The organism is Paenibacillus lignilyticus (assembly GCF_017942085.1).
GTDB lineage: Bacteria > Bacillota > Bacilli > Paenibacillales > Paenibacillaceae > Paenibacillus_Z > Paenibacillus_Z lignilyticus.
The window spans coordinates 1-25,769 of sequence record NZ_JAGKSP010000018.1 but is presented as its reverse complement, the minus strand read 5'-3'; the positions used below and the strand labels follow the sequence as shown (position 1 = coordinate 25,769).

At 54.3% G+C, this 25,769-nt stretch carries 25 protein-coding genes; 20 read left to right on the top strand and 5 right to left on the bottom strand.

Annotated features, from left to right (window positions below; genetic code table 11):
• Positions 1 to 87: 87 nt before the first annotated feature.
• Positions 88 to 585: a DinB family protein gene (locus I8J30_RS27400; protein WP_210663615.1), complete on the top strand. Its 498-nt coding sequence runs from the start codon at positions 88 to 90 to the stop codon at positions 583 to 585.
• 77 nt (positions 586 to 662) lie between these two features.
• Here the strand turns inward: I8J30_RS27400 and I8J30_RS27395 are convergent, their stop codons facing one another.
• The gene (locus I8J30_RS27395) at positions 663 to 1,550 is read right to left on the bottom strand and encodes an ankyrin repeat domain-containing protein (protein ID WP_210663612.1); all 888 of its coding nucleotides are present in this window, start codon (positions 1,548 to 1,550) and stop codon (positions 663 to 665) included.
• A 147-nt stretch (positions 1,551 to 1,697) separates the two neighbouring features.
• Here I8J30_RS27395 and I8J30_RS27390 point away from each other — a divergent pair, with 147 nt between their 5' ends.
• From I8J30_RS27390 to I8J30_RS27360, 7 genes are all read left to right on the top strand, one after another.
• Positions 1,698 to 2,906: an acyl-CoA dehydrogenase family protein gene (locus I8J30_RS27390; protein ID WP_210663609.1), complete on the top strand. Its 1,209-nt coding sequence runs from the start codon at positions 1,698 to 1,700 to the stop codon at positions 2,904 to 2,906.
• Positions 2,899 to 4,095: an acetyl-CoA C-acetyltransferase gene (locus I8J30_RS27385; protein ID WP_210663607.1), complete on the top strand. Its 1,197-nt coding sequence runs from the start codon at positions 2,899 to 2,901 to the stop codon at positions 4,093 to 4,095. Before I8J30_RS27390 ends, I8J30_RS27385 begins: the two co-directional genes overlap by 8 nt.
• A gap of 81 nt (positions 4,096 to 4,176) precedes the next feature.
• Positions 4,177 to 5,037, top strand: coding sequence for a 3-hydroxybutyryl-CoA dehydrogenase (locus I8J30_RS27380; protein WP_210663606.1), 861 nt, complete (start codon positions 4,177 to 4,179; stop codon positions 5,035 to 5,037).
• Between the two features lie 8 nt (positions 5,038 to 5,045).
• Positions 5,046 to 6,182, top strand: coding sequence for an acyl-CoA dehydrogenase family protein (locus I8J30_RS27375; protein WP_210663604.1), 1,137 nt, complete (start codon positions 5,046 to 5,048; stop codon positions 6,180 to 6,182).
• A 63-nt stretch (positions 6,183 to 6,245) separates the two neighbouring features.
• Entirely contained in the window at positions 6,246 to 7,148 is a 903-nt protein-coding gene (prpB, locus tag I8J30_RS27370; RefSeq protein WP_210663602.1) for a methylisocitrate lyase, read from the top strand.
• A gap of 3 nt (positions 7,149 to 7,151) precedes the next feature.
• Positions 7,152 to 8,417 carry a citrate/2-methylcitrate synthase gene (locus I8J30_RS27365; RefSeq protein ID WP_210663600.1) on the top strand — a complete coding sequence of 422 codons (1,266 nt, stop codon included), beginning with the start codon at positions 7,152 to 7,154 and terminating at the stop codon, positions 8,415 to 8,417.
• Positions 8,418 to 8,441: 24 nt separating this feature from the next.
• Positions 8,442 to 9,884 carry a bifunctional 2-methylcitrate dehydratase/aconitate hydratase gene (locus tag I8J30_RS27360; protein WP_210663598.1) on the top strand — a complete coding sequence of 481 codons (1,443 nt, stop codon included), beginning with the start codon at positions 8,442 to 8,444 and terminating at the stop codon, positions 9,882 to 9,884.
• An 811-nt stretch (positions 9,885 to 10,695) separates the two neighbouring features.
• On the opposite strand, the gene I8J30_RS27355 is transcribed toward I8J30_RS27360, so the two are convergent.
• A complete protein-coding gene (locus I8J30_RS27355) occupies positions 10,696 to 12,513 on the bottom strand; it encodes an APC family permease (protein ID WP_210663596.1) in 1,818 nt (605 codons plus the stop codon).
• Between the two features lie 226 nt (positions 12,514 to 12,739).
• On the opposite strand from I8J30_RS27355, the gene hisJ reads away from it, so the two are divergent.
• From hisJ to I8J30_RS27330, 5 genes are all read left to right on the top strand, one after another.
• Positions 12,740 to 13,570: a histidinol-phosphatase HisJ gene (hisJ, locus tag I8J30_RS27350; protein ID WP_210663594.1), complete on the top strand. Its 831-nt coding sequence runs from the start codon at positions 12,740 to 12,742 to the stop codon at positions 13,568 to 13,570.
• A 112-nt stretch (positions 13,571 to 13,682) separates the two neighbouring features.
• Positions 13,683 to 14,423, top strand: a complete 741-nt coding sequence (locus I8J30_RS27345) for an MgtC/SapB family protein (protein ID WP_210663592.1) — start codon at positions 13,683 to 13,685, stop codon at positions 14,421 to 14,423.
• Between the two features lie 17 nt (positions 14,424 to 14,440).
• Positions 14,441 to 15,379 carry a metallophosphoesterase family protein gene (locus I8J30_RS27340; RefSeq protein WP_210663589.1) on the top strand — a complete coding sequence of 313 codons (939 nt, stop codon included), beginning with the start codon at positions 14,441 to 14,443 and terminating at the stop codon, positions 15,377 to 15,379.
• 204 nt (positions 15,380 to 15,583) lie between these two features.
• Positions 15,584 to 16,141 carry an SLOG family protein gene (locus I8J30_RS27335; protein ID WP_210663587.1) on the top strand — a complete coding sequence of 186 codons (558 nt, stop codon included), beginning with the start codon at positions 15,584 to 15,586 and terminating at the stop codon, positions 16,139 to 16,141.
• Between the two features lie 14 nt (positions 16,142 to 16,155).
• Entirely contained in the window at positions 16,156 to 16,494 is a 339-nt protein-coding gene (locus I8J30_RS27330; protein ID WP_210663584.1) for a DUF1904 family protein, read from the top strand.
• Positions 16,495 to 16,533: 39 nt separating this feature from the next.
• Here I8J30_RS27330 and I8J30_RS27325 read toward each other — a convergent pair whose 3' ends face one another.
• On the bottom strand, positions 16,534 to 17,295 hold the full coding sequence (locus tag I8J30_RS27325) for a helix-turn-helix domain-containing protein (RefSeq protein ID WP_210663582.1): 762 nt from the start codon (positions 17,293 to 17,295) through the stop codon (positions 16,534 to 16,536).
• Between the two features lie 175 nt (positions 17,296 to 17,470).
• Here I8J30_RS27325 and I8J30_RS27320 point away from each other — a divergent pair, with 175 nt between their 5' ends.
• Positions 17,471 to 18,388 (top strand): nucleoside hydrolase, encoded by a 918-nt coding sequence (locus tag I8J30_RS27320; protein WP_210663580.1) that lies wholly within the window; start codon positions 17,471 to 17,473, stop codon positions 18,386 to 18,388.
• A 149-nt stretch (positions 18,389 to 18,537) separates the two neighbouring features.
• Here the strand turns inward: I8J30_RS27320 and I8J30_RS33340 are convergent, their stop codons facing one another.
• Positions 18,538 to 19,518, bottom strand: coding sequence for a M15 family metallopeptidase (locus I8J30_RS33340; protein WP_240548429.1), 981 nt, complete (start codon positions 19,516 to 19,518; stop codon positions 18,538 to 18,540).
• A gap of 246 nt (positions 19,519 to 19,764) precedes the next feature.
• Here I8J30_RS33340 and I8J30_RS27310 point away from each other — a divergent pair, with 246 nt between their 5' ends.
• The 5 genes from I8J30_RS27310 (at position 19,765) to I8J30_RS27290 (ending at position 22,979) form a co-directional block, all read left to right on the top strand.
• A complete protein-coding gene (locus I8J30_RS27310; protein ID WP_240548428.1) occupies positions 19,765 to 21,393 on the top strand; it encodes a glycoside hydrolase family 26 protein in 1,629 nt (542 codons plus the stop codon).
• 159 nt (positions 21,394 to 21,552) lie between these two features.
• Positions 21,553 to 21,729, top strand: a complete 177-nt coding sequence (locus I8J30_RS27305) for a hypothetical protein (protein ID WP_210663578.1) — start codon at positions 21,553 to 21,555, stop codon at positions 21,727 to 21,729.
• Positions 21,730 to 21,837: 108 nt separating this feature from the next.
• A complete protein-coding gene (locus I8J30_RS27300; RefSeq protein ID WP_091225382.1) occupies positions 21,838 to 22,050 on the top strand; it encodes a hypothetical protein in 213 nt (70 codons plus the stop codon).
• A gap of 92 nt (positions 22,051 to 22,142) precedes the next feature.
• A complete protein-coding gene (locus tag I8J30_RS27295) occupies positions 22,143 to 22,607 on the top strand; it encodes an MEKHLA domain-containing protein (protein ID WP_240548427.1) in 465 nt (154 codons plus the stop codon).
• Positions 22,608 to 22,625: 18 nt separating this feature from the next.
• Positions 22,626 to 22,979, top strand: coding sequence for an MmcQ/YjbR family DNA-binding protein (locus I8J30_RS27290; RefSeq protein WP_210663575.1), 354 nt, complete (start codon positions 22,626 to 22,628; stop codon positions 22,977 to 22,979).
• Between the two features lie 29 nt (positions 22,980 to 23,008).
• Here the strand turns inward: I8J30_RS27290 and I8J30_RS27285 are convergent, their stop codons facing one another.
• On the bottom strand, positions 23,009 to 23,791 hold the full coding sequence (locus I8J30_RS27285; RefSeq protein WP_240548426.1) for a lipase family protein: 783 nt from the start codon (positions 23,789 to 23,791) through the stop codon (positions 23,009 to 23,011).
• A gap of 173 nt (positions 23,792 to 23,964) precedes the next feature.
• Between I8J30_RS27285 and I8J30_RS27280 the strand changes: the two genes are divergently transcribed.
• The gene (locus I8J30_RS27280; protein WP_210663720.1) at positions 23,965 to 25,137 is read left to right on the top strand and encodes a PP2C family protein-serine/threonine phosphatase; all 1,173 of its coding nucleotides are present in this window, start codon (positions 23,965 to 23,967) and stop codon (positions 25,135 to 25,137) included.
• Positions 25,138 to 25,769: the final 632 nt, after the last annotated feature.

Genomic DNA, 25,769 nt, shown 5'->3' with positions numbered 1-25,769 from the left:
GAACTCGACTGACATGCTGTTGTCAGTAGACCTGCGATATAGTAAATGCGAGAAGGAATTCGAAGCAGGTTATGGAGGCGATAGGCAATGTTTAGAACGGTAAAGGATTTTATTGAAGACTATAAAGATGAATCGCAAGGGACGCAGAAACTTCTTGATCTGCTGACGGATGAATCGCTGACTCAAGCGGTCGGAGAAGGTCGCAGAACAATTGGCCAATTGGCATGGCATTTGATCCACGATGATACAGGGATGCTGCGCCGTATCGGACTTGATTTCAAGGCCCCGGCTGCCAAATCAGAACCGCCGCAATCGGCAGCGGTTATTGCCGCAACCTACCGCGAAACAGCGGCTTCCATTCTTGAAGCGGCTTCGCAGTGGTCCGATGAGAAGCTGCTTGAGAGCCATAACATTTTCGGCGAGGTTTGGGAGAATGGTCTGACGATGCAGCTCTTCATCAAACATGAGGTCCATCATCGCGGTCAACTGACCGTCCTGATGCGCCAAGCCGGACTGCCTGTTGCGGGTTTGTACGGTCCTTCCAAGGAAGAATGGGAACAGATGGGCATGACAGCGCCGAAGTGATGTACGGATACATGAAGAAGGCCGAACGGTCTCCACTCGCATGCGAGGGGAAGACTGCTCGGCCTTTTCTCTTGTTTCTACAAGCCGCCTAAACTGCGCAGCAGCTCTTCGTGCTCGGTGCGTTTGAAATGATTGGCCCATCCGAGCGGCGTACCGTTATAACGGCGATCTCTCCCATTCAGATCGGCGCCTCGGTCCAGGAGCAGATGGATGATGGCCGTATTCGTACCGGCCGCTGCCCAGTGGAGCGGTGCTGCTCCGGTATGGTCAAAGCCGGAAGGAATGCCGTTCACATCGGCACCGCGGTCAAGCAGATAGGCGGCGGATTCGTAGCTGCCTCCAATAATGGCATAGATGAGCGCTTGCTGCAGCAGCTCCTCGGGAGCGCTTGGAGTCGTTGTATTTACAGGCTCGCGGTGTTTGCCTGCGCTAGGCAGAAGCGTTCCATCCGAGCTGAAGAAGGAGGGAAGCAAATCGACTCGGCCTACGGCAGCAGCAAGCTCGAGATCCAGCGCCGCGCCTCGGCGAACGAGCAGTTTCGTCACCTTCGTGCAGCCATACCAAAGGGATTGCGCAAGCGGTCTGCGGTCATCATTCAAGCCGTCGATTGGCGTGCCGGCATCCAGCAGCAAGGTCGCCATCGCAACATCGTCGTTGCTGGCCGTCCATTGCAGCGACGTTTCTCCGCGCTCCGGATCAATAGCCCTCGCATTAACATCTGCTCCCGCATCCAGCAGCGCTTGTCCAATTTCAAGCTGGTTCGGATAATGTCCGGGCCAGTCACATAGATGATGCAGCAGCGTTCTGCCTTGCAGCGACCTGGCATTCGCCAAAGCGGGATGCGCCTGCAGCAGCTGCTTGAGCAGCTCTACATTTCCGGTCTTCACCGCCGTATAGGCATCCGGAAATACTGCCGCGAGCGATTCATCTTTTGCTTGATTATCGAGCTTATTCTCACCATTCATCCGTTAATCATCTCCAACCCGTAATGGTCAAAACATGAGGCCTTTGTTCCCACTCTATCATGAATCGGCCCCGGCGAAAATACGATGTAATAAGCGCCAAATAGCAGGCAACGCTTCTGTCTGATTCAAGAAGGGGGAGCGTATGAGGTGAAATTCTCTCTGACGGAAGAACAATTGATGATTCGCGAGATGGCGGCACGGTTTGCGGAGCATGAGGTTGCAAGGGAAGCAGGCGGACTGGATGAGGCCGAATTATTCGACAGGCGTTCGTTTGACGCGATGGCGCAGCTAGGTTTTACGGCATTGCCTTGGCCCGAGGAGGACGGGGGCGCAGGTGGAGGATTTCTCAGTTTTGTGCTGGTGCTGGAGGAGCTGTCCCGCGTAAGCGCGTCGCTTGGCGCGGCGCTGTGGGCGCATGTTTTTCTGTCGGCGTGGCCGCTGCATCGGTTCGGGAGCGTGGAGCTGAAGCGTCATTATCTGAAGAGACTTATCGATGGGAACAGCATGGGTACGGGCGTGCTTCCGGGGGCGGTTGATCCGAATACCACACTTCGAATTGGCGTCTTTGGGCAATTGCAGTTGCAGGACGATGGGGTAGAAGAGGAGTGTTATGTCCTAAACGGTCAGCAAAAATATATCCTCGGCGGCACGACGGCAGACTTCTTCATCATTTACGCGGTAACCGGAGAAAGCGCGGGAGGGAGACGCAAGCGCTACAGCGCTTTTATTATCGAGAAAGACTGCCCCGGCCTCTTGATTCAGCCGGTCACGAAGAAGCTTGGTTTGCGCTCGGCGGGAATGGCGCATTTGAAATTTCAGGATTGCCGCGTACCGAAGCGGCAGCGAATCGGTCGTGACGGCCAAGGCGGCGCGATCGCAGGCCGTGCGGCGGCAGGTGTGCGCTACGGCCTTGCCGCGGTTGCCGCGGGAATTACCCAAGGCGCTTCGGAAGCTGCGCTTGGTTATGCCAAGGCGCGTTCGCAGTTCGGCAAGCCGATCGCGAAACATCAGGCGGTGGCCTGGATGCTGGCGGATATGCGGACTGCCGCCGATGCATCGAAGCTTCTTGTGTATCAAGCCGCTTGGCAGGAGGATCGGGGGCTTACGGACGGTGAAGGCTGGGAAGCTGCGCTGGCGCTTAGCTTTGCCGCGGATGCGGCGATGACGTCGACGATTCATGCCGTTCAGGTCTATGGCGGTTATGGCTATATGAAGGAATATCCGGTAGAACGGTTCATGCGCGATGCGAAGGCGGTGCAGATTTTCAAAGGACTGGACCTCAGTTCGAAAATGCCGCAGCCCAAAGGAAGAGGCAGTGGCGGAAGCGGAAAGGAAAGGGGGCGACGCCATGGCTGAGCTCGTCATTGTAGGGAGCGCTCGGACGGCCTTCGGCAAGTTTGGCGGAGCGCTGAAGGGGATGAAGGCGACTCGGCTTGGCGCACTCGCCATTGAAGGCGCGCTGCAGCGCGGGGGTATCTCGCCTGCGGCAGTGGATGAGGTCATTATGGGCATGGCCGTTCAAGCGGGAGCGGGCCAGAATCCGGCAAGGCAAGCATCCATACTGGCAGGAGTCAGCCATACGGTGCCGGCTGAGACCATCAATAAAGTGTGCGCCTCCGGGATGCGGGCACTGACGATGGCCTCGCAAATCATAACAGCCGGCGATGCGGAGCTGATCGTCGCAGGCGGCATGGAGAGCATGAGCCAAGTGCCGTATGCGTTGACCGAAGCTCGGTCAGGCATGCGTCTTGGGGATGGCCGGGCAGCGGATCTATTGCTCCGCGATGGGTTACGCTGCGCTTTCGCTGATATGCATATGGGGGACTATGCCGACAACATTGCCGCTGAATATGGCATTAGCCGCTTGGAGCAGGATGCATGGGCGCTGCGCAGTCACGAGCGTGCCGTCCAGAGCAGCCTGCAGGGCTACTTTCATTCGGAAATTATCCCCGTTCCATTACCTGGCGCAGTGCCGACGCAGAGCCACGTGTTCGCGATCGATAAGGATGAGGCTCCCCGCGGAGACACAAGCGCAGAGAAGCTGGCAGCGCTGAATCCGGTATTCGCTGCCGGCAATTCCGGCACGATTACGGCCGGCAATGCCCCAGGGCTTAACGATGGTGCGGCCGCGCTCGTTGTGGCCGCGAAGAGCAGGGCGCTGCAGAATGGCTACGTTCCGCAGGCCGTGCTGCTCGGTCATGCCGCGGTTAGCGTGGAGCCGCGCAACTATCCCATTGCGCCGGCTTTTGCCGTGCAGAAGCTGCTGCAGCAGCACGGGCTCGCGATGGATGCGATTGACCGCTTCGAGATCAACGAAGCGTTCGCGGTCGTCGTCTTGGCCTGCGGCAAGCTGGCAGGCTGGGATGCCGACAAGGTCAACGTGCACGGCGGCGCGATCGCGCTCGGCCATCCTGTCGGGGCAAGCGGAGCGCGGATTGTGATGACGCTGATCAACGACTTGAAGCGGCGCGGCGGGGGGCTTGGGATTGCCGCGATTTGCAGCGGCGGCGGTCAAGGCGATGCCGTGTTGGTTCGGGTGGACTAGGTTGGAATTTGAGGTATAGAAACAAGTGAAAAAGCAATGGCAGGGTAAAGGCAGAAGGGCTAGGGAAGGCGGGAGTCATTCATGGCAGATATCCACCATGTGTCGGTCGTCGGAGCAGGCCAGATGGGAAGCGGCATCGCGCTTGTTGCCGCGCAGGCAGGCTGCCAAGTGCTGCTGCATGATGCGGAAGCGGGACGCATCAGCAAGGCATTGGCGCAAATCGGCATGCAGCTCACCGGCAGCGTTGCGAAAGGCAGAATCACGGAAGAGTCGGCCATGCAGGCGCTTGGGCGCATAACCGCCGCGGCTGACTTGGAGGCTGCCTCAGGCGCTGATCTTGTCATCGAAGCGGTAACCGAAAGCATGCCGGTGAAGAAGGCCCTGTTAGCTAAGCTTGATGGTATTTGCGGGCAAGGGGCGATTCTGGCAAGCAATACGTCATCGCTGTCGCTCACAGAATTGGCAGCGGTGACGGGGCGGCCGGAACAGGTGATCGGGATGCATTTTATGAACCCCGTTCCGGTCATGAAGCTCGTCGAAATCATTCGTGGCTTGCGAACATCGGATGATGTCTATGCCACCATTGCGAAGCTGGCGGAGCGGATGGGGAAGACGCCGCTGGAGGTGCGGGATTTTCCGGGATTCGTGTCCAACCGCATTCTGATGCCTATGATCAATGAGGCCGTGTACACAGTGTATGAAGGCGTGGCTTCGATCGAAGCCGTCGACGGCGTGATGAAGCTGGGCATGAATCATCCGATGGGCCCGCTGGCATTGGCTGACCTGATTGGGCTCGACACCTGCCTTGCCATCATGGAAACGCTGCACGAAGGCTTCGGCGATTCCAAATACCGGCCTTGTCCGCTGCTTCGCAATTATGTTGCAGCCGGTTGGCTGGGTCGCAAGAGCGGGCGAGGCTTCTACGCGTACGAAGGGGGGTGACCGTTGCTATGCTGCTGCATTTTACGGATGAGCAAGAACGGTTGCGTGCGAGGGTCCGAGATTTTGCCATGCAGGAAGTAGCCAAATTCATCCCTGAAATGGAGGAGCATGACCGTTTTCCGGCGCAGCTCGTGAGGGAGATGGGCGCGAGGGGCTTGATGGGGCTGCCTGTGCCGGCTGCATGGGGCGGAAGCGGGCTGGAGCTAACCTCCTATATGCTCACCATTGAAGAAATCGCTCGGGTAAGTGCGACGGTTGGGGTTATTTTGTCGGTGCATACGTCGGTTGGGACGCTTCCGATTCTATATCACGGCACGTCGGAGCAGAAAATGAGGTGTCTGCCTAAGCTCGCCTCTGGGGAATGGTTAGGCGCTTTTGCGTTAACCGAGCCGCATGCAGGCTCAGATGCCTCGACGATTCGGACGGCAGCGGTTCGACATGAGGATAACTATGTGCTGAACGGCACGAAGGTGTTTATAACGAATGCGGGTGAAGCCGACCAATACGTGCTGTTCGCATCGGTGCATAACGGGCAAAGCGGCAGTGTAGGCGGGATAACTGCTTTTCTCGTTGATAAGGATACGCCGGGCTTTCGGGTGGGTAAAAAAGAGAAAAAAATGGGGCTGCACGGATCGAACACCTGCGAGCTGATCCTGGAGGATGCGATCGTGCCGGCGGGCCAGCGCCTCGGCGAGGAAGGGCAAGGCTTCGCCATTGCCAAATCGGCGCTGAACGGCGGGCGGATTGGCATTGGCGCGCAGGCGCTCGGGATTGCGCGAGCGGCGCTGACTTTGAGCGAGCAGCTGCTGCGTGCGCTGCCTCATCGGGAACGGAGCAGAGCCGCGGCGGAGTATCGGGAGCTTGCGGCGCAGGTGGAGGCGGCTGCGCTGCTCGTGTATCGCGCGGCGGATATGCATCAGCGCGGCGTGCGGTGCACGAAGGAAGCGTCCATGGCGAAGATGTTCGCCAGCGATACCGCAATGCATGCGACGACGAAGACGCTGCAGTGGTGCGGCAGCAGCGGTCTGGCGGCTGAATTGCATGCGGAGCGGCTGTTCCGCGATGCGAAAGTGACGCAAATCTACGAGGGTACGAACGAAATTCATCGGCTGGTGATTTCCGGCGAGCTGCTGCGAGGCAGTTAAGAGGATAACAGTTAATCTGAACGGTGTTTGCTTGCGGTCTGTTGTGGAGGGAGATGAGGGCATATGGGATCAACGAATCGCAGCTCGCCGGGAAGCCGGCTTCGAGAGGCGCTGCAGCAAGAGAAGCCGCTTCAGGTGGCAGGAGTGATTCATGCTTATGCCGCGCTGCTCGCCGAATCGGCGGGTTTTCGCGCGCTGTATGTGTCTGGTGCAGGAGTGGCAAACGCATCGTACGGATTGCCGGACCTCGGAATTACGACGCAGGGCGATGTGCTGGAGGACGTGCGGCGCATCAGCAGCGCGGTTGAATTGCCGCTGCTTGTGGACGCCGATACCGGCTTCGGTTCGGCGTTTAACATTGCGCGCACCGTACGCGAGATGATCCGCGCCGGTGCCGCTGGCATTCATATTGAGGATCAGGTGGCCGCCAAGCGCTGCGGGCATCGACCGAACAAAGCCATCGTCAGCCCTGCGGAGATGGTGGATCGTATCCGAAGCGCGGCAGATGCGAAGATTGACGCGGATTTTGTGCTCATGGCACGTACGGATGCGCTTGCTTCGGAAGGCATGGAAGGCGCTGTCGCAAGGGCGCAGGCGTATGTGGAGGCCGGTGCGGATATGATTTTTCTGGAGGCGGCCGGGAGTTTGGAGGAGTATAAGGCATTCACGGACGTGGTGAAGGTACCGGTGCTCGCGAACGTGACGGAGTTCGGGCGGACCCCGCTCTTCACGGTGGATGAGCTGGCAGCGGCCGGGGTATCGCTGGTGCTGTATCCGTTGTCGGCCTTCCGTGCGATGAATGCGGCAGCGTTAAAGGTATATCAGACGATTCGGGAGCAAGGGTCTCAAGCCTCCGTGCTTGGCGAAATGCAGACGCGCGAGGAGCTGTACCGATATCTCGGCTACTACGATTATGAGCGCAAGCTGGATGCGCTGTTCGCCGCACGGAACTCGGAGGAGGAATGAGAGATGACCGTGAAGAAGCCCGGAGGCTTGGCCGGCATTGAAGCCGGTGAAACGGCAATCAGTACGGTAGGAAAAAACGGATTGGGACTCACCTACCGCGGATATTCCATCGAGGATTTGGCAGAGCACGGCAGCTTTGAGGAGACGGCGTATCTGCTCATTCGGGGAAAGCTGCCGAATGTCGATGAGCTTGCGGCTTATCGGCGCAAGCTGGCGGAAGCAAGCCAGCTGCCGGAGACGCTGCAGCGAATTCTGGAGCTGCTGCCTGCAGATGCGCATCCGATGGAGGTGCTGCAGGTGGGCTGCATCGCGCTTGGAACGATGGAGCCGGAATCGGCATCGGTTGGCGCAGCCGATATAGCGGATCGGCTCATTGCTCTGACAGGCCCGATGCTGCTGCATTGGCATCATTTTCATAGGCGGGCTGCCGGTGGGGATGGTTCGGTGGAGGCGCTTCAGTTGGAGTCCTCGGCAAGCGAAGATTCGGTTGACGCTAAAGCCGCTGAGGGAGTGGAATCCGAGGTCACTGCGGATGCCCCCGGATCGAACGGTTCGGACACCGGCGAGGTGCAAGAAGAGCCGTTCGACCTCGACCATTACACGGTAGCGAGCCATTTTCTCTATTTGCTGCATGGCAAACATGCGGAGCATCTCGCTATTCGCGTATTCGATGTTTCGCTTATTCTGTATGCCGAGCATGAGTTTAACGCATCGACTTTTGCCGCCCGCGTAACGGCTTCCACGCTGTCGAACTATTACTCTTGTATTGCGACCGGCATCGGCACGCTGCGGGGCAATCTTCACGGCGGAGCGAATGAGGCTGTCATGGAGCTGATTACTCAGTTCGACAATGCGGAGGAGGCGGAAGCGGCCACGCGTGCGAGACTGGCGGCGAAGCAGCTCATTATGGGGTTTGGCCACCGGGTGTATACCGTTTCCGATCCGCGTTCGGACATCATCAAGAAATGGTCGGAGACACTCTCCTTGTGGGCGGATGACAGCCAGCTCTATGCGATTTCGGAAGCCGTCGAACAGGTGATGCGCCAGGAAAAAAGCTTATTTCCGAACCTCGATTTCTACAGCGCCACCGCCTATCATTTCATGGGCATCCCTACGCGGATGTTCACGCCGATCTTCGTGATCTCTCGTTTGACGGGCTGGACGGCGCACATTATGGAGCAGCGGCAAAATAACCGCATTATCCGGCCGACCGCCGCCTATGTCGGGCCTGATCCGCTGCCTTGGCCGGCTGTTCATGAACGCCATTAAGCGATAATGGGAGGTGCTGCCGCAATGGGACATGGTCAGGATAATAGTCGGCCTGAGCCGGATCAAGTGCTTGCCGATATGGCTTCCTATGTAACGGATTATTCGGTAGACAGCGAGCTTGCCTATGAGACGGCTCGCTATTGTTTGATGGATACGATTGGCTGCGGCATGCTGGCATTAAATTATCCGGCCTGCACCAAGCTGCTCGGCCCGGTTGTGCCGGGAGCAGAGATGGAGGGCGGCGTACGTGTGCCGGGGACCTCGTTTCGGCTAGATCCGGTGACGGCTGCTTTTAACATTGGCTGCATGATTCGCTGGCTGGATTATAACGACACTTGGCTTGCCGCGGAGTGGGGTCACCCGTCCGATAATCTCGGGGCCATTCTCGCTGCTGCCGACTATGCAAGCAAGGTAAGGCAGGCTGCGGGACAGCCTCCGCTCGTCATGCGCGATGTGCTTACCGCTATGATTAAGGCGCATGAGCTGCAAGGCGTAATGGCGCTCGAAAATAGCTTTAACCGGGTCGGACTCGACCATGTCGTGCTTGTAAAAGTGGCGTCCACCGCGGTAGCGACCGGCCTGCTTGGCGGTACGAAGGATGAGATCACGCAGGCGCTGTCCCACGCGTGGATCGACGGCCATGCGCTACGCACCTATCGGCATGCGCCGAACACCGGATCGCGCAAGTCCTGGGCAGCCGGCGACGCAACGAGCCGTGCATTGCGATTGTCGCTGATAGTGCTGCGAGGGGAGATGGGGTATCCATCCGCGTTGTCGGCCAAGGGATGGGGCTTTTATGATGTGCTTTTCAAAGGTAAACCGTTCTCGCTCTCGCGTCCTTACGGCTCCTATGTCATGGAGCATGTGTTGTTCAAAATCTCTTTCCCAGCCGAATTCCACGCGCAAACCGCAGTGGAAAGCGCAATCGCGCTGCATCCCCACGTTGCCGACAGGCTCGACGAAATCGCTCGGATTACCATCACCACACATGAGTCCGCAATCCGCATCATCGACAAGAAAGGGCCGCTGCACAACCCTGCCGACCGCGACCATTGCTTGCAATACATGACGGCGATCGGTCTGCTCCACGGCTCATTGACTGCCGATCATTACGAGGACGAGGCGGCGGCAGATCCACGAGTTGATCGTTTGCGCAATTTAATGGAGGTGAAGGAGCGGGCTGACTTTACGGTCGACTATCTGGACCCGGACAAACGCTCGATCGCAAACAGCGTGCAGGTGTTCTTCACGGACGGCAGCGCGACGGATGACGTACTGACGGAGTATCCGATCGGCCATAGGCGCAGGAGGGATGAAGGAATTCCGTTGTTGAAAAAGAAGTTTGAATCAAATCTGCTGACGCGATTCTCCGCAGAACAAACGGCACGCATTACAGCGGTATGCGAGGACCCGCAGCTGCTGGAGCCGATGAGCGTGAGCGCGTTTCTGGAGCTGTTCGCTCCTTGACGGGAAACGACTCGCTTACTTAGGAGTCGTTTTTTTGTTGGCTGCAGTGTGCGAGCGTGCCTTAGCCCGCCCGCCGCAAGCCTCTTCCACCATGACTACGGTAGCCTGAGAGACTCAATATTGAACTCTCAGTTGAGTAAAGCCACTCCCACCACCACATCCGCTCCCTGAGAGTCGCAAAATGGAACTCTCAGAGGTAAAATCGCGCAAAAACAAAGCTGAGAGTTCGAAAATCGAACTCTCAGCTCGCCGCACCCCATCAAACCACTGCTCCCGCCTCTTGAGAGTCGCAAAATGGAACTCTCAGCTGAGGTAAGCCTCTCCCACCACTAATTCCTTCCCCTGAGAGTCGCAAAATGGAACTCTCAGAGGTAAAATCGCGCAAAAGCAAAGCTGAGAGTTCGAAAACCGAACTCTCAGCCGAGGCAAGCCCTCTCACAATCACCACTACCACGCCCTGATAGTCGGAAAACCCGACTCTCGATCACAAAATCACTGAAAAATGATGCTGAGAGTCGGAAAATCCGCCTCTTAACCACCCGAATCGCTCGCCGCGACCACTATCTTGCCCTGATAGTCGGAAAACCCGACTCTCGATCACAAAATCACTGGAAAATGATACTGAGAGTCGGAAAATCCGCCTCTCATCCATCAAAGTCGCCCGCCACCACGCCTACCACACCATCCCCGCCTCGCCCCTCCACAATCGCACCACACAAAAAAGCCGTCCCAACCCACATCCTACGGATGACGATCGGGACAGCTCTTCAACTTTTTAGCGTGCTTTTTAGAGGTACTTTAACGGTGCTTATTACCGGTGCAACCGGTAAGGCACAGTCGCAATTACAACGTCTTTCTGCGTGAACAGGTACGCGCGAAGCAGAAGGCTCGACTGGTTATGCAGAATGTTATGCCACCAGTGCTTCGTGATGAACTGCGGAATCAGCACGGTGATATGATCCGTCTCCTGCGTCTTCCATTCCACCGTCTCGATGAAGCGGACGAGCGGGCGGATAATGCTGCGGTAGCTCGAACGCAGGACGATCAGCCGCACGCCGGGATTCCACTCTTCCCATTTCTTTTCGAGCCGTTCGATTTCTTCTTCATCAAACCCGACATAGACCGCAACCACGTTATCCGTCAGCGATTTGGCATAGCTGATGGACTGCAGAACGACCTTCGTAATGCCAGCGACCGGAACCACGATGGTGCTGCCTTTAATCGCAGGTTTCTCTTTATCGATGTTGATCCGAAGCTCGTCAGCGGTGTTCATATAGTGGCGGTTGATCTTGTAGAACCCGATAATAACGATCGGCAAGAAGATGAAGACCATCCAAATCTGACTAAACTTCGTGAAAATAAAGATCAGCGTAATGATGAGCGTGGTCAACATACCGATTGTATTAACCGTCAGGCCAACGCCCCAGTTCGCCGGTTTCAGCTTAATCCAGCGGACCATCATCCCAAGCTGCGAGAGCGTGAACGGGATAAATACCCCGACCGCATAGAGCGGAATAAGATTTTCTGTGTCCCCGTGGAACAGGACGACTAAGAGCGCAGAGAACACGCCGAGAAAAATAATCCCGTTCGAAAACCCGAGCCGATCTCCGCGCACCATGAACGCATGGGGCATATACTTGTCTTTGGCCAGCATGAACGCGAGCAGCGGGAAAGCAGAGTAGGCCGTGTTAGCCGCAAGGAACAGAATCAATGCGGTAATCCCTTGAATCGCATAATAGAGGACACCTCGTCCGAACGTCGCGTTCGCGATTTGGGAAACGACGGTTTCCGTAGCGCTCGGCACGATGCCGTACCAATAAGCGAGCAAGCTGATACCGATGAACATGGCACCGAGAATGCTACCCATCATGATGAGCGTTGTCGCGGCATTGCGCTCCGCCGGTTTCTTGAAGTTCGGAATCGCATTGGATACGGCCTCGACGCCGGTGAGCGCCGAACAACCGGAGCTGAATGCCTTAAGTAACATGAACAAACTGATGTTGGACACCGCGGTGCCGATCTCCGGCACATCGGCATGGACGCCGCCTACGATTACTTTTACAACGCCTGCGATAATCAATACGAAGATCGCGCCGACGAAGAGATAGACGGGATAGGCAAGTACGGAAGCGGACTCCCCAATTCCCCGCAAATTCATGACCGTTAGAAATACGATCATAATTAAGGCGATGCTGACCCGATGATCATGCAGCGAAGGGAATGCGGATGTGATGGCATCGGTTCCTGCCGATGAACTAACGGCTACGGTCAGAATATAATCGACAAGCAGCGATCCGCCTGCAAGCAGCCCGGTGGAAACGCCTAAGTTATCTTTGGCCACGACATAAGCGCCGCCGCCCTTCGGATAAGCGAAGATGGTTTGACGATACGAGATAATTAGTATCAATAATAGACCGAGCACGGCAATGGATATCGGAATGGAGTACCACACCGCGGCAAAACCGGCAGCCATGAGTACGAGCAAGATCTGCTCCGTTCCGTACGCGACCGACGACAAGGCGTCGGAGGACAGTACGGCGAGTGCTTTTAGCTTACTGAGCTTCTCGCCTTCGAGTTCTGCGCTTTTCATCGGCCGCCCGATAAGAAGTCGTTTAAATCGGCTGATCATACATGTTCCTCTCTTCTTTGCTTGGGGTGAAAAAAATTTACAAGGATTTCTATTTTAGATTAACCTAAATGAACAGAATTCATTATAACAGAAATGCCGCTTGTTGGAAGAAGCAGTTTCGCTTGCTGCAGTTCCTTATTGAAGGCATTTTTCAAGATGATATACTGAGTAGGTACATATTGCCATGAGATGAGTAAATAGCGGTTAGAGGAGTTGGTAGAGCAGCATGTCAAACGTAATGAAATGGGATGGACATACACATACAAAGTTCTGCTATCACGGCAACGATGCGCCGTCGGAACTTTATGTGGACCGTGCCATTGAGCTTGGTTTTACGCGTTATACCATCAGTGAGCATCCGCCGCTTCCTGCAAATTGGGTACAAGACGAGAAGCTGATGTACGAGCTTGCCATGCCGAGCGAGGAGCTTCCGCTCTATATGGCCTATGCGAACTCGATCAAGCAGCAGTATGAAGGAAAAATCGATATTGTCGTCGGACTCGAGCTGGACTATTTGCAAGGTGCACTGCCGTTTACGGAAGCGATCGTTGAGCGGTATCAGCAGCAGCTGGAGGATGTCGTTTATTCAGTTCACTATTTACCGGGTAAAGACGGTATGTACTGCGTTGATTTCACGGCTGACGATTTCACGGCCAACTTATTAAGCTACTACGGTACGATGGAGAAGGTCGTCGACGAATATTACAACCATGTGGAAGCTGCCATTGCTTTCGCAAGTAAGCTTCCGATGCGCAAACGGATCGGTCATATTAATTTAATTGAGAAATTCGCACTGAAGCTTCCGCCCATCGATGAAGCGCAGATTCGGAGGCGCTTGACGACCCTCTTACCGTTGCTGCAACAAGGAAATGTCGGTATCGACGTCAATACGGCGGGCCTGCGCGTGCCGAGCTGCGGCAAGCCTTACGTGCCGGAATGGTTCATGCAGGAATGTATGACCATGGGGATTGAACTGGTTTATGGCTCAGACGCTCATCGTCCTGAACATGTCGGCTCCGGCTGGGATTGGTTTGAATCGCAGTTTAATCGCAGCTAGCAGCGCTCGGATCATGTCAAGAATTTATATTTTTTCGGCCTATCAGTAGGCATTCGCTGTTGCCTTGCGTATAGATAAGCAAAGGACCATAAACAAAGAAGGATTGACGCATATGGGAGAAACGGCGGCACAAGTGTACGACCCTAGCATCTGGCAAATCAGTTATTTGGAGCTGACGATTCGATTGGTGCTGGCGCTTATTCTGGGTGGTTTAATCGGAGTAGAACGCGAGCTTGGCGGGCATTCGGCAGGATTTAGGACACATATTCTCGTTTGTTTGGGATCTGCGGCGATCGTCTTGTTATCCATGTATGGTTTTGCCGAGTTTGCGGCAGATCCGAATGTCCGGCTAGACCCGGCCCGGTTAGCGGCTCAGGTGATCAGCGGGATTGGTTTTCTTGGCGCAGGGACGATATTGCGAACAGGGATTACGGTTTCGGGACTTACGACGGCTGCCTCGCTTTGGGTAGTCGCTGCAATTGGGCTTACGGTAGGCGCAGGGTTCTATTATGGATCCGCGGTGCTCACGCTCCTTGTCGTGGTCAGCTTGTTTTTCCTGAATAAGTTCGAGAAGAAATTCTCACGAACCAAGCGCAAGCAGGACTTGATGATGAAAATAAACAAAGATTCCGCAAGCCTGAACAAAGTTGTAACGGAGCTTCACCACTTCGGTATCCAGATTAGCAAAATCATCGTGGAGAACGAAGAAGCCGCGCATGGCGATTCCGGCGAGATGCTGATTGTCCGGATGCAAGTGAAGCTTAATTATAAGAAGCGTTTCGAGGAAGTCATCGTTTCGCTTGCTTCAATTGAAGGCGTTATCGGGATTGAAGCCGGAGGAGAATCGCTCTAGGATGGGGGATGAGTAAGATGGGGAAAAAACTGCATTATCGCGAGGACGGCACATTTACCATTGTGCAATTTACGGATCTTCACTGGCAAAATGGGGAGCCGGGAGATATCCTGACTCGTTTGCTGATGGAGCGGGTGCTCGAGAAAACTTCTCCAGACTTGGTCATCTTTACAGGCGATGTGATTTACAGCGACAATTGCACGGATCCGAGGCAGTCTTTTCGTGAGGCTGTGAGTGAAGTCGAGGTCAGAGGCATCCCATGGGCAGCTGTTTTTGGGAATCATGATACCGAGCATGGGATAACGCGAGATGAGTTGATGGACGTTCAGCTGGAGCACGAGCATTGTGTTGGCGAAGCGGGTCCGGAGGCGCTTAAAGGTACGGGTAATTTCAAGCTGTTAATTCAAGATTCCGGCACGGAAAAACCCCATCATGCTCTCTATCTCCTCGACAGCGGGAGCTATTCGGAGATTCCGAATCTTGAAGGTTACGCCTGGATTGGCCGTGATCAGATCGATTGGTATACGGCGCAATCCACGGCACTGAAGGCTGCAAACGACGGTCAGCCGCTGCCTTCGCTCGCTTTCTTCCATATTCCGTTGCCGGAATACGAAGAGGTATGGAGAAAAGAGCTGTGCTACGGCAGTAAGTTTGAAGGTGTCGCAAGTGCCCCTATCAATTCGGGGATGTTCGCCGCGATGGTGGAGATGGGCGATGTCGTGGGAACCTTCTGCGGGCATGATCACGTCAATGATTACCGGGGTGACCTGCATGGCATCAGCTTATGTTACGGCCGGGCCAGCGGCTATCAGACCTACGGCCGGGAAGGCTTTCCCCGCGGTGCGCGCGTCATTAAGCTGCACAAAGGAGCGCGGGAATTTACAACCGAAATCCAGTTGGATGATGGGACGGTCATTCGCGAGCCGCAGCCTCATTACCCGCAAGGGATGGAGTAGAGTCGAGAAGCTGTCTTTAACGTGCATCGGCGCACGCTTGAGGCAGTTTTTTATGTTCAACGTAGGGGGAAGTGAGCTGAGCTATCCCAGGCGGACCGAGCGGTCTATTGTTGCCTCGCTAATTCGTTAGAATGAAAACTCGAGTGAAATTTCGTCACGCGTATGCTACCCTTATTTGGAAGAGTAGACGAGGAGCAAACCGCGATGAAGCAGGTATTGATTACAGGTTATAGAGCAACAGAGCTGGGCATATTCTCGGCTAAGCATCCCGGCATCGCCATCATCAAGAAGGCACTCAAGAAACAGATTACGGCTCTTGTGGAGGATGGACTGGAGTGGGTGATTGTGAGCGGCGGCTGGGGCGTGGAGCTGTGGGCAGCGGAAGTGACCATCGAGCTGAAAGCCAGCTACGAGAGCTTGCGACTCGCGATTATTACCCCTTTCCTGGATCAAGAAGAGAATTGGAACGAGCAGAAGAAGACGACCTACAGCGAAATACTGGCCGGTGCGGATTACGTGAGCGCAATCTCCAAACAGAAGTATGATGGACCGTGGCAGTTCAAGGCGAGAGATCGGTTTCTGCTCGATAATTCCGAGGGACTCATTCTCATCTATGATGAGGAGCAGGATGGTTCGCCGCGTTATTTGCTTGAGCTGGCTAAGCAGCATGCCGAGATTACGCCGGACTACCGCATCATTACGATATCCGGCTACGATTTGCAAAACATTGCAGAGGAAGAGCAGCTGCACGAATACGAGTAAAGTGAGGATTACCTATGCCCCAATTAAATGTTCGAGGCGTTGAAACGTCTATATTAGCGGAAGTGAGCAAGGCTCTGGTCGAAGAGATGGCTGGCATCTGTCAGTGCGGTACCGATAATTTCACGATTGACGCGCTGCAGATGGTTTCCGTGTTCGGAGGCGAAACGGTGCCGACCTATCCTTTTGTAGAAATTGCTTGGTTCGACAGAGGACAAGTCGTTCAAGACGAGCTTGCCCGTGCCGTTACTCAACATCTGAATAAGGCCGGTGTTGCCGAAGTAGAGGTTGCGTTCAAGGTATATCAAGAAACCGCCTACTATATCAATGGTCGTGCTTGTGCGACGCCGGAATAGCGGCGCGGCAATAAGCCGGCGGCAGCCAGCTATAGGCTTCTAAGCCTTGGCGGCTGCCCGGCTTTGCCGGAAGGCGCGAGGCGACTCGCCCTTCTCCCTTTTGAACATCGTACAGAATTGCGCATCATTCGAGAAGCCGCATTCCATCGCGATGGCGGTGACAGGGAGCGCGGAATGCAGGAGCAGATGCTCCGCTTTCTGTATGCGCTTACGGAGTAAGTAGGAAATAGGCGATAAACCGAACTTATCCTTAAATAGATGCCGGAAGTGGTGGTAGCTGTACCCGACCATCTCGGCCAATTCTTCGATCGTAATCTTCTGGTTGCAGTTCTCGTCGATGAAGGTGCGGGCATACAACAGATGATCAACCGATCCTCCCGATGTGCCGGTAGCCGCGGCTCGCTGATGCGCGATCACGATGGAACTGATGTAATAATTCAACTGTTCCGCATAAAAGGCTCGCTGCTCCTGCATTTCCTCGATCATGTTCAGCAGAAGCGGCAAGATCGGGGAAGAGGAGTCATCCTGATACAGCCCTTCCTTGAGCAGCAGCTCCCCCCGAGGCAGTCGAAAGCCGACAAAAATAACATCCGTATCCTGTGTGCGCCGCTCATCATGCAGCGTTCCTGCCGCAATGATCGCGTACGTGCCGGGCGTGTAGGTATAGACCGTGTCAAGGAAGCGCGTAAGGCCTTTCCCCGTTTGATAGTAAACCAGCTCGTAACAGGTATGCTCATGCATCGGCATATAGGAATGCGCGTGCCGCGTAGCTTGAAACAGAAAATCCATTTGCGCCAGCAATCAGCATGCTCCCCTCTCATTATCCTAGCCAAATCATGCAAACAAACAGCCATATCCTATAATCTTCATATGCGGTATTCGTTGTAGAATAAGCGTAGTAAGCGAGAAAAATCCTGAATTCATAACCACATCATAAAAGGAATACAGGATATATTCAAGGAGGATGACAAGGGACATGGTTGAATTTCCAAAATTGCCTCAGCAAAAGCTTCTGCAGCGTTTAGAACATCCGCAGCGCAAGGTTCGAATGGTTTTGGATACGGATACATACAACGAAATCGACGATCAATTCGCCGTCATCTACGCATTGAAATCACCGGAAAGCGTAACGGTTGAAGCGTTCTATGCTGCCCCGTTCTTCAACGATCTGTCTGAAGGTCCGAAGGACGGCATGGAGAAAAGCTATAACGAGCTGCTTAAGATCCGCGCGATTATGCCGGAGATGACGGATATTCCGATCTACCGCGGGTCGGAGGGATATTTGGCAGAAGCCGGCGTTCCTCAAGAGAGCGCTGCGGCAAGGAACCTGGTGGAGCGGGCGATGGCATCAAGCGAAGATGATCCGCTGTATGTAGTTGCGATCGGAGCGATTACGAATGTAGCTTCGGCCCTGCTGATGGAGCCTCGTATTATTGAGAAAATCGTTGTTGTCTGGCTCGGCGGACATGCGCTGCATTGGCCTGATACGACGGAATTCAATCTAGCTCAGGATCTGCATGCTTCCCGCACGGTGCTTAACAGCGGCGTTCCGCTTATCTTGGTTCCGTGTGCAGGGGTAGCCTCCCATCTGGCGACAACCTTGTCCGAGGTCGAGGATTACGTCCGCGATAAAGGGCCGATCGGTCAATATTTGTATGAAACCTATCGGGATTGCAGCAAAGATCACTTCGGCTATTCCCGCGTAATCTGGGACATCTCGACCATTGCTTATCTGGTTGATCCAAGCTGGATTCCGAGTACGCTTGTGCACAGCCCGCTGCTGTCAGAGGACTTCCGCTGGAGCGTCGACCATTCCCGCCATTTCATCCGGTGTGCCCACTATGCGCATCGTGATTCGGTCTTTAAGGATCTGTTCCGGAAGCTCGGCGAATAACGCGGCGAGTTGCAATTATGGAAAATGGTGGCGCAGAGTCTTGATTCTGCGTCACCATTTTTCATGACTAGTAATCCGATTGCCCCTTCCAAAAGCATAAACAAAAGCTGCCACAAAAGTCAGTGGTACACTTTTGTGGCAGCCCCGTATCAGAACTGTGCCATATAGGCTTCGAACGTTTCGCCCTTCTTCTTGATTTCCTGTGCGATGAAGACGCCGACGTAGCGGATATGCCACGGCTCGTACATGTAGCCGGTTTCGTCTTCTTTGCCGAGCTCGTAGCGAATGATGAAACCATAGTCCGCCGCATGCTCTTTCAGCCATTTGCCTTCCTTCGTTTCACCGAAGCTCTTATCCAGATCGTATTTGACGCTGGCACTCGACACATCCATTGCAAGTCCGGTCTGATGCTCGCTTTGTCCGGGATGCGCGCTGAACGTATTGGCTTCTTCTTCGCCGTTCTTCTTGGCATAGTTGTTGAAGATGGAACGCTGCGAAGCGTACGAGCGATAGCCGGAAACGGCTTTCAGCTCAATGCCGTCTTGTTTTGCCCCGGCAAACAGCTTCTCCAGCGCCGTCGCCGCAACTTGGCGCAGCTGCTGCTTCGGATTGTCGCCGGAGAAGGAGAAGCCTACGTTTGCCTTCACAAGATCCTTCGGTACGTAAGTCGATTCGAGCTCGCGTTTCTTGTTGACGAGAACAAGCGGGCTGTCCGTGTTGGTTACATATACTACGCCGTCCTTCTTCTTAATGGTGCGGGACGGAGCATTCTCACGCATGAACGCTATAAAAGCAGATTGATTGCTCGATTGGACGTTGGCGGAAGTGCTGACGCTCGACTTTCCGGGATCTGTCGTACCTTTTCCCGTGGAGTCTGATGGACCGCCGTTTGAATCGGAATTGCCGGTTCCGGAAGCTGTCCCGGTCGTGCCCTTCGTGTCGCCGGTGCTCGTCTTAACGGTGCTCGACGCCGCATCGTCGCCTGCAACCGGATTGCCGGTGTTCAGTTGATTGTTTTCGGTAGCGGATTTGCCGAATAAATTGTAGGTGCATGAAGTTTGGGTCGTTAGAATAACGGCACTAAGCGCCGCGCCGAGTATGAGATAGGGCATACGGATATTCGTTTTCAATTGCTGTTCCTCCTATGAATAAAGCGCAAACCATAATAAAGATAATTATAGACGCTAGAATCTCATTTACAACTGGTCACTGCTGCCAAGCCTGTCTAACCGCCTATACCAGACTTAACGAATGGATGTCGCAACATGTTGCAGGAAGTTGATTATTGTAACATTTTGTAAAACTTTGTCTTTCCAATCCATCCCATATGCTGTAAAATGTCGCTGTAACTTCTACTACTAGCACATGGAGGAATCATGGTGACTTACAAGAATTACTTTACGTTTGGCCGTAAAATGATGGTGGCATTATTTACGATTATTGTTGCTTTCACGACATTCCATACCTATGAAGCACAGGCGATGGATGTATGGGGGATATTCAAACAAGCGCAGAAACTCGACCAGCAAGGGAAATATGCGGAGGCGATCGCGAAATACAATCAAATCGCGCCCGAGTTTCTGAAGAAGAAAGAGTACGGTAATGCAGCCGGCATGTACCGCCGCATCGGCGACGATTATGCCAAGCTGAAGAAATATGACGATGCCGTCACGAACTGGGATAAGGAAGCGGAGTATACCGGCAAAGCGAACATGACGCAGATGAGCATCGCCGCCAAACGCAAGGCCGATCAGCTTCGCAGCTCGGCACGACTGTTTGTGGAGACTACGGCTTCCGCACTCGGTTCAACGAACACGCATGGAGCGATTTTCGAACCGAAGAATGGCGCTTATATCGGTGCATACGCGGAGCTTGATCCGGCCGTGCACAATTCGAAGACGGCCAAACCTTTCTACACCGACGGATTCCCGGCGCTTACAGGTAAGGGTCATGCAGCTTATTTGATTTATTTTACATATGGAAAGCCGCTTTCAAGCATTAAGAGCCACATCGATCACGCCCGTGAAGCCGGTGTCGCCCTGCAGCTTGGCATTCAGCCGCTAAAGGGACTTGGCGAAGTACAAGATGATGCATATTTGCGCCAGCTGGCACGTGATATTGCGGCATCCGGCGTTAACGTATTCCTGCGTTTCGCGAATGAAATGAATGGCGATTGGGTGCCTTGGCATGAAACGAACCCGAAGAATTATATCGAGAAGTTCCGTATCGTTGCGAAAGTTTTTCACGAGGAAGCACCGGATAATGTGGCTATGGTTTGGGCGCCGGACCGCTCGCCGGAGTATAGCATTAACGACTACTATCCGGGTGACGATGCAGTAGATTGGGTGGGTGTCAGTCTGTATACCATCTTTAACCCCACTCTTGACCCGCTGAAGCAAGGGGAAGACCGTTCAAGCCATTTGGAGAAATTCGATTATATCTACAAACAATACGCATCGCGCAAACCGGTTTATATTTCTGAAGGCGGCGTCGCGTACATGTACCCGGAGAAGAAACAAGATAAGACGGACTGGGCCGTGTACAAAATGAAAGAATTTTACGCTTCGCTTCCGATGCTGTACCCGAAGGTAAAAGCGGTATTCTGGTTCGACAGCAACCATGATGCTTCCGCTCGGATAAAATATTATATGCTTTCGGCCAATCAGAAGCTTCTTGAAGGCTACAAGCAGTCCGTTGCCAATCCCTTCTATCTGAGCGGCCTTGGCGATGAATCGCCGGTCGCTTACAAGCCGATTAACGCCGCTTCGCCGGTACCGGCGTCGACGCAGAAGATTTCGGCATATGTGAAAACATGGTCGCCAACAATCAGCAAAGTGACCTATACGATCGGCGGCAAGACGGTGGCGACCGTAACTTCGCTGCCTTGGACGGCTCAGATTGATTTTGCGCCGTATAAAGGGAAGAAGATTGATGTGGTTGTCAAAGCGTTCGACAGCAAGAATGCTCTCGTGACGACGCAGAAGGTTGCCGTTGCGGTGAAGTAAGGAGCCAAATGAACAAGCAAAGTTCCGATAGCTGCGGCACTTGGCGTTCTCCATGGAGAGCGCCGGTTGCATGCGATGCCGGAGCTTTTTTTTACATTGAGGAGGGTCAGCGTTACAATAGAGAGAAGTGATGTGAATAGAGGGAGGGGGAAGCCGGCGATGAACGAGCCGATTTCTTCATTGCAAGAGCAGCTCATACAGGCGCAAGCTGAGATTGAGCAGCTGCGGGGAGATAAGCTCCGCCTTCAGCAAGAGGTTGCGAAGCTTCGCGGAAAGCTGCGTGCGGGAAGTGCGGACAACATGTCCACCAAGCTGAAGGATGCGCTGCGGGAGTAGCATGCGGGATATAATGGCAAAGATGTGAAAATTGATGCCGCGCACACTGGAAAGCAAGCGAAAAAAAGGCTACAATACAACTAGTACAAACAGACGAGGTGATCTGAAATGGAAGAAAACCAAACGACGCCGGAAGTGCAAGAGCAAGAGCCGAAGAAAATTTCCCTTGCCGAAGCAATGAAGCAGAAGCTCGCCCAGAAGAAACAAGAGCAAGCGAATGCGAACAGTAAGCAAAAACACGGTCCAGGCGGCAACCAACAAACGATGAAAAGCCAAAACCACAAAAAAGTTAACAATCAGCGCAAGAAAATGGGCGTATAGCAGCGAAACCGAAGAACTGAAGGTGAAATTCACCTTCAGTTTTTTTAAATGGATTGAAGTTGAAGTTCAAAGGTTGAAGGGAGCAAATGGCATTGTTGCAGCAACTGACCGGTGTCGGCGCGGGAGAGCGCCATGCCGCCATTATTTTGAACAGCTACAAAAGGCTGCTGGGTAAGCCGTTACTTCCGCAGGGAGAGCAGGAGTCGGCAGCGGACGCGTTATTTCATGCGGATCTCGTGGTGCTTTCACATGGCACGCAGCAGGACCCGGTGCTTAATTACGGCAACCGGGCGGCTTTGTCGTTATGGGAAATGGATTGGGATGCTTTTACGCGAATCGAGTCGAAGCATACGGCGGAGCCGATGATTCAAGAGGAGCGGCAGCGATTTCTGGAAGCCGTCGCAGGGCAAGGTTATATCGACGACTACAATGGCATCCGAATTTCCAGCAGCGGCAGGCGTTTTCGAATCGAGCAGGCTGTCGTATGGAACTTGTATGATGAAGCCGGCGCGTATTATGGACAAGCGGCTGCATTTGCGAACTATACTTTTGTGTGAAGAGGGGAAGATAAGCGGATGGAAGAGTTAACTACTTATTGCTTGTCCATGCCGGGGGCAGAGAAGGATTATCCGTTTGGACCGGATCCATTGGTGATGAAGGCAGGCGGCAAAATGTTCGCGCTCCTCTCGGAAGGCAGCATTTCCTTGAAATGCGATCCCATTATCGCAGAGAATCTGCGGCAGCAATATGATGCCATCACGCCGGGTTATCATTTGAACAAGAAACACTGGAACTCCATCGCGCTCGATGGATCCATTCCGCAAGGCGAGCTGGAGGATATGATCAAGCACTCCTATGAGCTTGTCCTTAAAGGGATGACGAAGGCGGAGCGAAGCCGTATTGCCGAGCTGGCTGGTTTGAAGGGCTAGGTTAAACTCCATCAGGGCTGATGGCCTCATTACTGAGGGCACCAGCCGGGAGGTCCTGAACAAATAGCCATTGTAAACGATGGTGCTTCCCGCGCCAAATCGGCAAAATAGCTGCTGATCACATGATTTCCTCCGACGGAGCCCATTCGGAAATTCCGTTTGACCTCTTCTTTGACGTGCAAATAATAGTACGTTTTGTCGGTATTCGGGGATTGATACACGAGCGGCGGCAGGTGAGGCACGACGTCGAATTCATTTTGTACCCGGAAGGTGACCGGCACGGCTGCATTATAGGCCCGAACGAAAGCGGGATCTCCGGTGCGAGGCGATCCGTACGTATAGGTGATGAGGGCGGCAGGCATGCGGTTGGCCGCGATATCAAGCGAGGCGAGCGTCGCCAATGCTCCGCCAAGACTATGTCCGGTTACGAAAAGCGGCTTCGACTTCGGCACTTGATCGAGCAAGCGGAAGATTTGATCCCGAGCCGACAAATAGACTTCGGTAAACCCTTTGTGCGTATTGCCCCCATTCTTAACGGGCTTGAACGGAATTTGCTGGGCGATCATATCCATCACCCAGTCAGTGGGGGAGCTTGTGCCGCGAAAAGCCAATACGACCGCTCGGTCTGATTCGATAACGAAGCCGAAAGACTCTTCTTTGCCGATGTAGGAAGCGGCATTGAACGACCCGACCAGCCGGTAGGAATCAGGCACCAGGAATAACCCGCCATTATTGTATTGCACATAGGTTTGCCCACAAACCGCAGCCAAAAAGATGGCCGTTCGAATGTCCATCGCACTGCCATTGTTCATTTCTGCACCCACTCTCCTTGCTACCAGTGTATGAGGCTATGGGCCAATGTGCTTTAGGCTGCTGTCCTACATGTTCCAGATTCAAAGCATGATCTGCGGGGGTAACGAAGTACATAACGTCGTACCGGTGAAGGACAACGATAAGGAGATCAGAAATGCCTAGGAAATTGAAGATGCGAATTGCAGTGGTGGATGACAACCCGATGAATATTACGGTTGTCAGAGAGATTTTGAAGCGTGCGGGGTATACGAATGTTTTGCAGGCTGCCTCTGGCAGCGAATTGTTTAGTTTGCTTGGCTTAAACAGGCAGGGGCGTGAGCCGGAGGAAGAGCCGGGCGATGACGATCATGACATCGATTTGATTTTGCTCGATATGATGATGCCGGGCGTGGATGGAATTACAGCCTGTGCGATGATTCAGGAATCGCCGCGTCTGAAGGATATTCCCATCATCATGGTGACGGCCATCGGCGATTCGAAGAAGCTGGCCGAGGCGCTGGATGCCGGAGCGATCGATTATGTGACGAAGCCTATCAATCGCATAGAGCTGCTTGCCCGTATACGCGTGGCCCTGCGGCTGAAGGAGCAGAAGGATTGGCATAAGGAGCGAGATCGGCGGATGAGGGAGGAGCTGCAGCTGGCACGCGAGGTACAGCTTGCGGCGCTCCCGCAGCCGGTGGATGACGAGCGTATTGCCATCGATGCGATATTCCGCCCGTCGGAGGAGCTGTCCGGCGATTTGTATGCGTGGCATCGAATCGATGATAACCGTTACGGCGTAGCCGTGATGGACGCGATGGGCCATGGCATATCGTCCTCGTTGGCCTGTATGTTTATCGCATCCGTGCTCAAGGAAGCGATGACGAAGCAGTCCGGGGCCAAACGCGTCATCAAGGAACTGAACCGTCGGTCGCTGCAGCTGCAATTTGCGGATCAGCTGATCCAGTACTATTTCACGGGGCTGTATATGGTCGTCGATTTAGGCGCAGGCACGCTCGAATATGTGAATGCCGGGCATCCGCCGGGGATGCTCATTCGAAGCGACGGCAGCATCGAACGGTTCGCCCAAGGCGGCGTCGCCATCGGCATGTTCAGCGAAATGCCGATCGAGAAGCACACGCTCGCCATCGGACCCGGCGACCGCATCGTGCTGCTGACCGACGGCATCTACGACCTCGTCGGCAGCGACTACGCGGAAGACCGCGAGGCCAGCCTCACCGAGCTGCTGCAGCCTTACGGCATACACGCGCCGCTGCAGGCGCTCGAAGAAGCACTCTTCTCGCGCGAGCAGACCGAAGAGCTGCAATCCGACGACCGATGCTTGGTCGTCGTGGATTTGAAGTAGAAATTGAGAGAGCCCCCATGGTTGTGGGCTCTTTTGTTTGCCCAACCCGCACCCGAACCCGAACCCGAACCCGAACCCCCTGGACACTGAAGCCCGCATCCAGTATCCGCGCCAGTACGAGCTCCCCGAATCCGTACTCCGCATGATTTCCCCTCGCCTTAAGCGGCATAACCGCTAACAGTAGGGGAAACCACCCGAAATAAGCACGATAAGCGGATATTCCGCTTATCAGCGCTCAATAAACCAACTAACTAACACTTCTCGCATGATTTCTCTCGCCTTAGAGGCATATCCGCTAACAGTTGGGAAAACCACCTGAAATAAGCACGATACCCGGATATTCCGCTTATCAGTGCTCAATACCGAACTAACTAGCACTTCTCGCATTAGTTCCGCCACCGATAGTGGCAAATCAACCCCAGAAACCAACCCAAACTGCCCTCGCCGAGGCCGAGAGTCGCAAAACCCGACTCTCAGCTCCGGAAACCAACCCAAACTGCCCGCGCCGGAGGCTGAAAGTCGCAAAACCCGACTCTCAGCGGCGAAACCGCACAAAAAAGGAGCTGAGAGTGCCGAAAACCGACTCGTAGGTCGATGAACCAACTCAAACAGGGCCGAGGAGCACAGGTCAT